We start from the raw sequence: 11,950 nt of genomic DNA, 5'->3' as shown, positions 1-11,950 counted from the left end.
GAATACCATGAGCAAAATAGTCACATTCGGTGAAGTCATCATGAGGTTTTCCCCACCCGGAAACAGAACCATGAAACAAAGCCATGAAATGGAGTTCTTTTTTGGAGGAACAGAACTGAATGTCGCTGCCTCATTGGCAACAATGGGCTGCGAAGTACAGCATGTCAGCTGTGTATCCGATGATTTTGTCGGAGAATCTGCGGTTTCTTTCATTCGGGGTTTTGGCATTGATACCACCTTTATCGACAAGAATGAACATCCTCTGGGGTTGTATTTTCTTGAAGTAGGATCATCAGTTCGTGCCAGCAGAATTGCTTATAACAGGCTGAATGGTTCTTTTGCGAACATCCGGTCTGAAAAAATAGACTGGAAAAAAGTGCTTGAAGGATGCGAATACTTTCACTGGACAGGAATCAGTCCCGGTATTTCGGAATCAGCCTATGAAGCTTTAAAAGAGGGGTTGAAAACCGCTCAGCACATAGGAGTTGAAGTAACGACGGATCCTGCTTACCGTTCAAACCTCTGGAAATATGGTAAAAAAGGAAGTGAAGTGCTTAAGGAACTGGTTTCTTATTCCACCATTTTTATCGGAGGAGTGAATGAAATTAATGAGGTTCTCGGAACCCGGTTTTCTTCAGATAAAGAAGGTTTTATTGAAGCCTGTAAAGAATTAAAAAAACAGATTCCTTCCGTTCATAGGATTTTTGATAAAATAAGAATAGGGGTTACCGCAAGTTCCCAGCAGACACAGGGAAGAGCGTGGGTAAACGAAAATTACTTTGAAACAAATCTTCTGGAAATCAATCCTGTTGTAGACAGAGTCGGGACGGGAGACGCTTTTGCCGCAGGATTAATCTATGGTTTAAAGAATTTTGATGATGAAAAAGCATTGAATTTTGCAAACGCAGCCTGTGCGATCAAACATACTATTCCGGGAGATATTAACTATTCAAGTGTAGAAGACATCCTGGAAGTGATGAACGGAAATTCAGGAGGAAGAATAAAAAGATAATTATGGCAAGATTTAATCGTATAGAAGTAGCCTTAAAAGCTAAGCAAACCGGTATTGTTCCTGTATTTTATCATGCAGATGCTGAAGTTTGCAAAAAAATTATAAAAGCTTGTTTTGATGGTGGTGCCCGCGTTTTTGAGTTTACCAACAGGGGAGATTTCGCCCACGGGGTTTTTGCCGATCTGATAAAATATGCAACTATAGAAATTCCTGAAATGATATTGGGAATAGGCTCTGTCATTGATCCCGCAACAGCTTCTTTATACATTCAGAATGGAGCCAACTTTATTGTGGCACCTTCTTTAAACCCGGAAGTCGCTAAAATTTGCAATCGAAGAAAAATTGCATGGATGCCTGGCTGTGGTTCAGTTTCTGAAATTTCTTATGCCGAAGAATTAGGCGCTGAAATTGTGAAAATATTCCCGGCAACACAAGTAGGAGGCCCGGAATTTATCAAGGCAGTAAAAGGCCCGATGCCATGGTCAAACATCATGCCTACAGGCGGAGTAATGCCTGCAAAAGAAAATATTACCGAATGGATTTCTGCAGGAGCCTATTGTGTAGGATTGGGTTCCCAGCTGTTTGTAAAAAATGAGGAAGGAGAATATGATTATGAAAAGATTACAGAAGCAGTAGCCTATTCGATTCAGGTTATTAATGAATTAAGATAACGATCCTTACATTTTGTTTTAAGCCGGTAAAAAAATTAAAAACTGAGTAAAAACTTTGATGAGGTAATCATTGAAACTCAACTTAATTGTTTTCAATTCTTTAATTAAATAACAATGGTTTAAAAAATTAATAGATTCTGTGTTTAAATAGCATGGAAAGGATAGTTTTTGTCTTGTTCTGTTGTTAAAATCAATAAAAATCAATACTATTAACGATTGATATGAAAAAAGAAATATCTCCGAAACCAAGTAACTTCAGATGGACGATCTGCATGCTACTTTTTATTGCAACGACCATCAATTATATGGATCGGCAGGTGCTGTCTCTCACCTGGAAAGATTTCATCGCTCCGGAATTTCACTGGAACAATAATGATTACGGAAATATCACTGCATTATTTTCTATTTTCTACGCAATAAGTATGCTTTTTGCCGGAAAGTTTGTAGACTGGATGGATACCAAAAAAGGATTTCTCTGGGCGATCGGAATCTGGTCAATAGGAGCTATACTCCATGCTTTCTGCGGAATTGCTACTTCAGGAACTCTCACCGGAAGCTGGTGGGTTGGTTTTGAAGAATCCAAAGAGATTATCGGAAGAGTAGATAATGTTGGAGCTATCATCAGTACCAGTGTCACACTGTTCATTTTTGCCCGCTTCGTTCTGGCAGTTGGGGAAGCAGGGAATTTTCCTGCTGCGATAAAAACTACTGCAGAGTATTTCCCAAAGAAAGACAGAGCGTTAGCAACCAGTATCTTTAATGCTGGAGCAACGGTTGGAGCATTAGCTGCGCCGGTTACAATTCCTTTTATCGCAAAATCGATGGGCTGGGAATGGGCATTTATCATTATCGGAGCATTAGGTTTTGTCTGGATGGGCCTTTGGATATTCTATTACAAAAAGCCACACGAACATCACAAGGTTAATGAGAATGAGCTTATCTATATTCAGCAGGATCAGGATGATTTTCCAGCAGAAGATACGTCGCTGCCGGAAAAGAAATTTTCTTTCAGGGAATGTTTCAGTCACAGACAAACCTGGGCTTTTGCCTTTGGAAAGTTTATGACAGATGGAATCTGGTGGTTTTTCCTGTTCTGGACGCCGGCTTATTTAAGTTCCGTTTACAAAATGGATTCTACACAGAGTGCATTTCCTTTATTTGTTCTTTATATGATCACTTTATTGTCGATTATCGGAGGGTGGCTTCCTAAATATTTTGTGGAGAAAAAAGGGATAGATGCTTATACAGGAAGGATGAAGGCGATGCTGATCTTTGCATTTTTCCCACTGTTGGCTCTGTTAGCACAGCCTTTGGGTTCTGTTTCATATTGGATTCCGGTACTGATTATCGGAATTGCCGGAGCAGCACACCAGGCATGGTCTGCCAATATATTCTCTACGGTAGGCGATATGTTTCCTAAAAAAGCAATTGCAACCATTACCGGAATCGGAGGAATGGCGGGCGGAATCGGATCATTTTTAATCAATAAATCTTCAGGAGTCCTGTTTGATCATGCTCATAAAGCATGGACTACTGTCGACGGAATGCCTCTACTTGAAAAATATCCCCAATACATCAATGAACGTCTGCCTGAAAATTTTGTCCATGATCTGGAAAAATCAGGAGCTATTATTTCTGATGGAATTGATAAAGGCTACATGATCATTTTCTCAGTATGTGCAGTGGCTTACCTGATTGCCTGGAGCGTAATGAAGACTTTGGTTCCGAAATATAAAGTGATTAAATAGAAACAAAAGCTATCAGATCCAAAGATAGTTTCATTCAAATTAGAAAAAATGGAAAATCAGATAAAACAAAAATTAAATCGTGAATTCAATGGTTCTCACGAAAAGCTTCCGATTAAAATCGTACAGTTTGGAGGAGGAAATTTCATGAGAGGATTCACTGATTATGTGATTGATCAATTGAATAAAAAAGCAGGCTTCAATGCCGGAATTGTCAATGTTCAGCCAACTCAGGGTGGTTCTGTTCATAAGCTTGAAGAGCAGGAAAATCTATATACTCTCTTTACAAGAGGAATTAAAAAAGGTGAAATTATTGATGAAAAGATGGTCATTTCTGCAATTCAGAAATCAATTAATCCCTATACAAATTATGATGAATTCCTTGCAGTGGCAAAAGAAGAAGAATTGGAATTTGTTTTCTCCAATACTACAGAAACGGGGATAGCGTATGATGAAACTGAAGATCAATATTCCGGCCCACACAAAAACTTCCCGGCAAAAGTGACAGTTTTATTATATGAAAGATTTAAATATTTCAAAGGATCATCAGATAAAGGATTAAGAATGATCCCTTGTGAGTTGATTGAAAATAATGCTTTTGTATTAAAGGAGATTATTATTCAATATGCCAGATTATGGAATTTAAAAGAGGATTTTGTGCAATGGATTGAACAATGTAATTATTTCCACAATACATTGGTTGACAGGATTGTTCCGGGATATCCTAAAGATGATGCAGAATCCTACGAAGAACAGTTGGATTATGAAGACCAGATGATGGTTGTTTCTGAAGTATTTTTACTTTTTGTAATTCAGGATGCTAAAAATCTGAAAGAAAGAATCCCTTTTGATCAGATCAATGATCAGATTTTAGTGGTGGATGATATTCAGCCTTACCGTCTTAGAAAAGTAAGAATTTTGAACGGCGGTCATACTTTAATGCTGGCTCCAGCACTATTATCAGGAAAAGAAACGGTAAAAGAATCTATTGACAACGCATTTATAGGACAGTTTTTAAGAGATTCAATTTTTAATGAAGTAAACCCCACTTTAGGCCTGGATGAAAATGAGCTGAAGGAGTTTGCAGAAGAAGTATTTGACAGGTTCAGAAATCCTTTTATTAAACATTATCTTGCAAGCATCGCTTTGTATTTTGTTTCTAAATTTAAAGTAAGAATTCTGCCGAGTCTGTTGAGGTACGTAGAAATTAATCAAAAATTACCACTTAATTTAACTTTCTCTTTGGCAAGTTTAATCAGATTCTACCAGGGAAGTTTTGATGGGAGAGCCCTTCCGTTGAATGATGAAGAGGTAATAATCAACCAATTCAAAGAAATCTGGACAGCCAACGATTATCAAAAGGTTGCAGAACTGGCATTATGTGAAACTTCTTTCTGGGATACGGATCTTACCAATGTTGAAGGCTTGAAAGAGGCTGTGGTAAAAGCATTGTGGGAAATTGACCATCATGATGTGGAAAAAGCGTATCAAAACTTTATTCAATCTTACTCTTAAATATTATGCAAAAGAAAGTACTGAAGGTAAATCCTGATGATAATGTAGCAGTTGCACTGGTTGATCTTACACAGGGTGAAACGGTTACACTGGATGATCTTACTTATGAGATGATAAAAGATACAAAGGCTAAACATAAGTTCGTTACAGAAGATCTTTCAGCAGGAGATTCCATTATCATGTATGGTGTTTTGGTGGGAAAAGCAAGTCAGCCTATCCAAAAAGGAGAAGTGATTACCACCGGAAATGTAAAACATCAAAGTGCAAAAGTAGAAGGCAAAACAGAAACTATTTCCTGGACAGCTCCGGATGTGGAGGAATGGAAGGATAGAACTTTTATGGGTTATCACAGAGAAGACGGACAGGTGGGAACGGAAAATGTATGGCTGTTTTTCCCTTTGGTTTTTTGCGAAAACAGAAATGTAGAGATTTTAAAAGAAGTTTTCGAAAAAGAACTTCTATTTGAAAAAGTAACAAAACATCAACTATTACTGAGGTCTCTGATCAATAACTCAGAGGAAGAACTTGTAACTGAAGAAGATCAGGATTCCAGAGTTTTTAAAAATATTGACGTTAAATTCATTACCCACCAGGGAGGCTGTGGCGGCATTCGCCAGGATGCCGAAGCATTGGGACGTTTACTGGCTGGCTACGTCAATAATCCCAATGTGGCCGGAGCAACCGTTTTGAGCCTTGGATGTCAGAATTTGCAGGTTCAGATTTTTAAAGATGCCCTTGAAAAGATCAGTCCCAACAGTAAAAAACCGATTATCATATATGAACAGCAGAAATCTGGAACAGTGGATGAAATGCTGAGCGGGATTATCAAAGATTCTTATGAAGCCATTAAAAAAGCGAATGAAATCCAAAGAAAACCGGCATCCATTTCAAAGCTGGTAGTAGGACTGGAATGTGGAGGTTCAGATGGTTTTTCAGGAATTTCTGCCAATCCGGTTTTAGGACGCCTATCAGATCTAATGGCAGGAATCGGAGGTGCTACAATTCTTTCTGAATTCCCCGAATTATGCGGAGTAGAGCAAGAGCTGGTAAACCGTTGTGTAAATGAAAAAGATGCGGAAAGATTTTTACAATTAATGAAAGACTTTGAAGAATCAGTCGTTGCTGCAGGATCTGGCTTTGATATGAATCCGTCACCGGGGAATATTAAAGACGGGTTGATTACCGATGCCATGAAATCTGCAGGAGCGGCTAAAAAAGGAGGCTCATCTCCAATCAATGACGTCCTTGATTTTACGGAATACATTGAAAAACCGGGATTAAATCTTCTCTGTACGCCTGGGAATGATGTAGAATGTACAACAGCTTTGGTAGGATCAGGATCCAATGTCGTATTATTTACGACAGGTCTTGGAACGCCTACCGGAAATCCTGTGGTTCCTGTAGTGAAAATCTCGTCCAATACTTCTCTTTCCGAGAGAATGCCGGATATTATTGATTTTAATACAGGCGATGTCATCACCGGAGAAAAAACGATTGATGAAAAGGCAGAAGAACTGTTGGAGTTTATCATCAAAATAGCCAGTGGAGAAGTGAAAACCAAAGCTGCTGTTTTAAACCAAAATGATTTTATCCCCTGGAGAAGAGGGGTGAGCTTATAAATGTTTTTTAATTATAAATATTAATTAGGGTTGAAAATGCTTTCTGCGTAATGTAGAGAGCATTTTCTTTTATCAGAGGTAAAAACGATGTATATTTGAATTGCATTCAAGGCTACAATGATGGAGTGTTAAAAATAGAACAATCATTTACATAGACCAGTGAAGAGGTCATAGAATGAATGTAGACAACGGAATAAAAACTTTACTTTAAGATGTACAAAATAATATGGACAATCCTTTAGAACTTTATGAGACCATTTTCTTATCTAAAATACTTAAAATATCAATCTTTCAGTACAAAGACGGAAAAGTTTATACAGCTGATGAGTATAATAATATAGAGGAACTTGAGGTGTCAAAAATCGTTGATTATTCAAATGGAATGGTTCGATTTTATAATATGATTGAAGGACAGAAAAAATGGGGTGTTATGCTAATTAATGGCTTCCAGATTATACCTCCTGTTTATGATTATATATCTCCTTTGATTGATCAAAAATATTTTAAGATTTTTATAGGTAACTATCATTGGAAATATGATGATGAGTCTAATGAGCTTTTTTACGAGTTTTTATGGGATAACAAGTCGTGGAATGGTGACGAATATAAGGGAAGGCTAGGACAGGGAAAGTGGGGCCTGATCAATACAGAAAACCAGATCCTGATTCCTGTAGAATATCAGTGGATAGATATATTGGATCAGCGTACTGTATGCTGTAATATAGGAGATACTCCCGTTATAAAATGGTATCATGGAGATAACAAAAAAGACGTAGTGTCAATAGGCGGTGGTTTATGGAAAGTGATTTACCTCAGTCGCTTCCAGAATATAGAGACCGAATTGGGGATGTACTATGACGTTATTGAAAAGTTTCCCGAAGAATATAAAAAACATACCAACCTTGATTATCATTCCTTTTCCTATGAATTTCAAAAGATTCATAAGTTTTAATCTGTTCGTAAAAATATGAGGGACGGATCAAAATGTATAATAGATCTATTCTGTATAAACATTATTTCCTTTTCGAGGACTTCCTGATATAAAGCTGAGGGGTAAGTACCACTTTTTTCTCAATAGAAACGCCAGATCCGTTTTCTTTTACGTTTTCTAAAAATACCTGTCCTGCCATTTTCCCCATTAACACTGGAGTCTGATCCACTGAACTGATAGGAAGCTCCATAAACTGAGTAAATGGTTCATTGGAAAAACCAATAATGGCAACTTCCTGAGGAATTTTTATTTTTCTCTTTTTTAATTCCTGACAGGCACCTAAAGCAGCAAAGTCACTGGAAGAAAATATAGCATCAGGAACAGATTTTTTACCCCAAAGCTTTTTGATAGCTTCCGTTCCTTCATCAATAGAACTGCCTGTAAGAATGATATTATCCTCTTTTACAGGAAGATTATGATCAATTAGGGCTTGTTTATAGCCATTAAGACGGTTCTGATAAATTTCAAGATTAAGATCTCCGGCAAAATGGCAGATATTCCTGTAACCCTCTTTGACTAGGTGTTCTGTAGCCATATATCCGCCCCGATAATCATCAATCGTTACGGTGCTGATGCCAGCGATATCCTTTTTTCTGTCAAAAAAGATAATCGGAGTATTGGACGTATCCAGAATGTTTCTGATGTGATTAATATCTGTTGTTGTTTTGGATACAGACATGAAAATACCATCTACCTGAGCATTCAGCAACGTGTTAAGCTGTCTTTTTTCAATATTGACATCTTCGTGACTCTGGCAGATAATGACATGATAACCAAGTGGAGAGAGTTCCTCCTCAATTCCCCGTATTACTGAGGAAAAAAAATTGGTATTGATATAGGGAACAATAATTCCTACATTTTTGGTTTCACCACTTTTTAAGGCTTTAGCAAGGTTATTTTGCTTATAGTTCATTTCCTTGGCCGTTTTGCGGACCAGCTCTTTGGTTGCTACGCTTATTCTTGGGTGGTCATTCAGTGCTCTCGAAACAGTGGCAACACTTACGTTGAGCTTATTGGAAATGTCATATATCGTTGCACTTTTCTTGTTCATAGAAGTTTTCTGGATGTTTTTATAATGCATGAATTCTATGCATTGGTGATGTAAATTTAATCAAATTTTGGCTATTTAAAGGGAATATAGCTGAGTTTTATATCATCTGCGTATATATTAACAGAATAGACTGTTTGGATTCCCTTAAATGATTGTTTTTATATGGATTACATCTTTTTCAACATGGAAAAAATTTAGGTAATAATATACTTAATTGTACCAAAGTATATTTTTTGAATATATATCGGATTTAAAGATTGATTGAGTGAAGGAGTTCCTGTTTGCAGCAATTCCAAAAAGTCAAACTTTAGAACAAACAGAAAATAGAGCTGTAACCCAAGAACAGAAATTCGTGAACTTTTATCCATTTAATGATATAAAAACTATTTCACCGCGCCCACTAGTGTTTATTATCTTCCATGATGTTAAATATTGAATTAACAGTGAAGTTAAGAGGGATAGGATCAGATCAGATGAAGATGAAGATGAAGATGAAGATGGCGGTGAAGGGGAATATTTGGGAATAGTAGAGAAGTATTGATTTTTTCTTAGCTATTTTTTGTCATTATTGTAAAAATAATTAATTTTAGAACGTCTCAATCAAGAGACATTTTTTTTCATCATTTGTGTTTTTATCCTGTTTTATGAATAATGAAACAGGATTTTTTAGTTAGGTAAATCACAGAGCATTATCAAATTAAATGGTGATGATTTGAGTTCAAAAAAGAGTATATTTGAAACAATCACCAGCCTAAATATTTATAAATGAACCTTATTAAAATAATACCATTCATTTTATTGAGTATTTCTTGTTTTTCACAAACGGATTCTGAAAAATATATTATTGATGATGGTATAACGGTTGAAAAACCTGACGGCATCAGAACGTACAATGAAGTTTATAACAGCAATAATATCATATACACGATTGGGAAGAAATTTACTTACTCCTATTTCTATCAAAATATAAAAGGAGAGAAATTTCTGATAAAAAAAGGGAAGGAAATTCTACAGGCGGAAGGTTATAGTATTGCTGATTGGGAATTTGTGGAGATCGGTAAACAAGATATGGAAACCATAAATCATTTAATTCTAAGACCTCGGCCAGGAAATCCGTTTGAAAGAATTAATCCTGATTATAATCAAACAGCGATAGGCTACGAGTATGTTATGGCTAATAGCGAATTTCTGAGCACAGAAGAAACCGGTGCCATTGAGAACGAAATGAACGTCTGGATACATCCGCCAAGAAATGATTTTTTTAAAATTTTAGAAATTAATCCTTTTCCTTATATCAAAGCACCTTATCAGATAGGAACAAAATGGAACTGGAGTCTGGAAATTGGAGATCATTGGTCAGAAAAGAGATGGCTTGAATGGAAAGGAAGTATTGAAAATCGATACACTTATGAAATAAAGGACAAAAAAAATATAGTAACGAAGTTGGGGAATTTAGAATGCTATATTGTTCATGCAACAGCAAATAGCAGAATTGGTAAAACTGAACTTATTTCTTATTTCAATCCCAAATATGGTTTTGTAAAACTTGAATACACCAATATTGACCACACCAAAACCGTTCTTGAATTAGAGAAAGTAGATTAAAATATTATCGATTAGCCCTCAAAAAAGAATGAAATAATAATCATAGCTATTTCTTCTATTTATAATGAGATTTATTCTCAAAAAGATTTATTCCATTGATTTTATCGTTAGTAGTATCGTAAATTAGTTCCACCGCAATATCACAAAATTCTTATTCCAAATGAGGTTATCACTATTTTTATCAATGTTATTTTTAATATTTTCTTGCAAAGAAAAACCAGAATTAGAAATGGATATTAAAACTGTGAATATAAATTTAAATCGAAATAATAATCAATACTTAAAAGAATACCACCCTGAAAAAACTGGTCAAGAAGTAGAAATTCAATTTATAAAAAATAAAAATAAAAATAAATTATATGTAATTATGAGTTGCTCATACAATAGCAACTTCATACTTGACAACAATGATTTTTCATTTGAAACTTTTAGATGCGATTCTAACTTTCCTGTATATATAGAGTTTGAAAAAAATACTTCTGAGAAATATAAATTACTGGTGACAAGAAATCCTAATTCAAAAAGGAAATATTTCAAAATTGGATTCAAAAAAATTATTTTTCCAAATAAATATTATTCTTTTGGATCTTACTGGGAAAAAGTCGAGAACAATAAATATGAAATTCTATGGAGCGAACCAATAAAATTTGAAAATTAATTAATAAATGATTCTGCAGATTCATATTCAGTTTCTACCATAATCTCTGATATTAAACGGATTTAGGCACGGAAAATGATTGACTATGCAAAATTGATTTTAATGAAAAAGATGACTAAAGCGCTGGGACTGGGGTTGTTTATGCTCGGTTTACATTTTATATCAGCTCAGACCCCTCAGAATTATATTTATACTTCTTCAGGTGACCTTAGGAAAATTGAAAAAATGATTACCCGTCAGGATATCGGAGGAGTACAGATTGTTTACAACTGGAGAGCTTTGGAAACCTCAAAAGATGTGTATAATTTCTCTGTGATTGAAAAAGACCTGGACTATTTAACTTCCATCAATAGAAAGTTATTTATTCAGCTTCAGGACAGGTTTTTTGAGCCACAGGCCAGATATATTCCTGATTATGTATTGAATGATAAAGAGTATGCGGGAGGATTGGTTCCTCAATATGATAATCCCGGAGAAAATAAACCTGTTGGAAGCGGATGGGTTACCCAGCAATGGAATCCTGCAGTTCGGGAGCGATTTCAGAAGTTGATAGGAGCGCTGGCACAGAAGTTTGATGGCAAAATTCAAGGGATTAATCTTCCCGAAACATCAATAGATATAGAAATGAAAGCAGATAAAACAGGTTTTAGCTGTGACCGTTATTTTCAGGCTGAACTGGAAAATCTGAAGTTTGCGAGAAATGCTTTCCATCAATCCAATGTACTGCAATATGTCAATTTCTTTCCCTGTGAATGGAACAATGACCATCAATACATGTCCAGACTGTTTGATTTTGCTTATAAAAATAATATAGGGCTGGGAGGGCCAGATATTGTTCCGAATAAAAAAGGTCAGATGAAAAACTCTTATCCTTTTTTTAATCAATACAAGGGAAAGCTGTCTTTAGTCGCCATGGCGGTTCAGGAGCCGACGCTCACTTATACAAATCCGAAAACGAAAAAGCCCTTTACCAAAGAAGAATTTGTAGAATATGCTGAAAATTATCTTGGCGTAAAAATTATCTTCTGGAGTGTGGAATCTCCCTGGTTGAGAGATTCCTAATGTATTCTGATAAAGATAATT

General features: G+C 35.9%; 10 protein-coding genes. 9 read left to right on the top strand and 1 reads right to left on the bottom strand.

Annotated features, from left to right (window positions below; translation table 11 throughout):
• Positions 1–7: 7 nt before the first annotated feature.
• From AC57AW_RS14510 to AC57AW_RS14485, 6 genes are all read left to right on the top strand, one after another.
• Positions 8–1,012: a sugar kinase gene (locus AC57AW_RS14510; protein WP_496352465.1), complete on the top strand. Its 1,005-nt coding sequence runs from the start codon at positions 8–10 to the stop codon at positions 1,010–1,012.
• A 2-nt stretch (positions 1,013–1,014) separates the two neighbouring features.
• Positions 1,015–1,683, top strand: a complete 669-nt coding sequence (locus tag AC57AW_RS14505; RefSeq protein WP_496352464.1) for a bifunctional 4-hydroxy-2-oxoglutarate aldolase/2-dehydro-3-deoxy-phosphogluconate aldolase — start codon at positions 1,015–1,017, stop codon at positions 1,681–1,683.
• Positions 1,684–1,904: 221 nt separating this feature from the next.
• Positions 1,905–3,431, top strand: a complete 1,527-nt coding sequence (locus AC57AW_RS14500; RefSeq protein ID WP_496352463.1) for an MFS transporter — start codon at positions 1,905–1,907, stop codon at positions 3,429–3,431.
• A 48-nt stretch (positions 3,432–3,479) separates the two neighbouring features.
• Entirely contained in the window at positions 3,480–4,943 is a 1,464-nt protein-coding gene (locus AC57AW_RS14495) for a tagaturonate reductase (RefSeq protein WP_496352462.1), read from the top strand.
• Positions 4,944–4,948: 5 nt separating this feature from the next.
• The gene (locus tag AC57AW_RS14490) at positions 4,949–6,562 is read left to right on the top strand and encodes a UxaA family hydrolase (protein WP_496352461.1); all 1,614 of its coding nucleotides are present in this window, start codon (positions 4,949–4,951) and stop codon (positions 6,560–6,562) included.
• Positions 6,563–6,788: 226 nt separating this feature from the next.
• Positions 6,789–7,514 (top strand): WG repeat-containing protein, encoded by a 726-nt coding sequence (locus AC57AW_RS14485; protein ID WP_496352460.1) that lies wholly within the window; start codon positions 6,789–6,791, stop codon positions 7,512–7,514.
• A gap of 61 nt (positions 7,515–7,575) precedes the next feature.
• Here AC57AW_RS14485 and AC57AW_RS14480 read toward each other — a convergent pair whose 3' ends face one another.
• A complete protein-coding gene (locus AC57AW_RS14480) occupies positions 7,576–8,604 on the bottom strand; it encodes a LacI family DNA-binding transcriptional regulator (RefSeq protein ID WP_496352459.1) in 1,029 nt (342 codons plus the stop codon).
• 765 nt (positions 8,605–9,369) lie between these two features.
• On the opposite strand from AC57AW_RS14480, the gene AC57AW_RS14475 reads away from it, so the two are divergent.
• The 3 genes from AC57AW_RS14475 to AC57AW_RS14465 all read left to right on the top strand — a co-directional run bounded on the left by AC57AW_RS14475 (position 9,370) and on the right by AC57AW_RS14465 (position 11,929).
• Positions 9,370–10,209 carry a hypothetical protein gene (locus AC57AW_RS14475; protein WP_496352458.1) on the top strand — a complete coding sequence of 280 codons (840 nt, stop codon included), beginning with the start codon at positions 9,370–9,372 and terminating at the stop codon, positions 10,207–10,209.
• 160 nt (positions 10,210–10,369) lie between these two features.
• Positions 10,370–10,867: a hypothetical protein gene (locus AC57AW_RS14470; RefSeq protein WP_496352457.1), complete on the top strand. Its 498-nt coding sequence runs from the start codon at positions 10,370–10,372 to the stop codon at positions 10,865–10,867.
• A gap of 102 nt (positions 10,868–10,969) precedes the next feature.
• The gene (locus AC57AW_RS14465) at positions 10,970–11,929 is read left to right on the top strand and encodes a hypothetical protein (protein ID WP_496352456.1); all 960 of its coding nucleotides are present in this window, start codon (positions 10,970–10,972) and stop codon (positions 11,927–11,929) included.
• Positions 11,930–11,950: the final 21 nt, after the last annotated feature.

The organism is Chryseobacterium sp. BGA-UO-ETr-SB22 (assembly GCF_059567885.1).
Note: the sequence above shows the minus strand (reverse complement) of the source record. Positions and strands in the feature narration are given on the sequence as shown.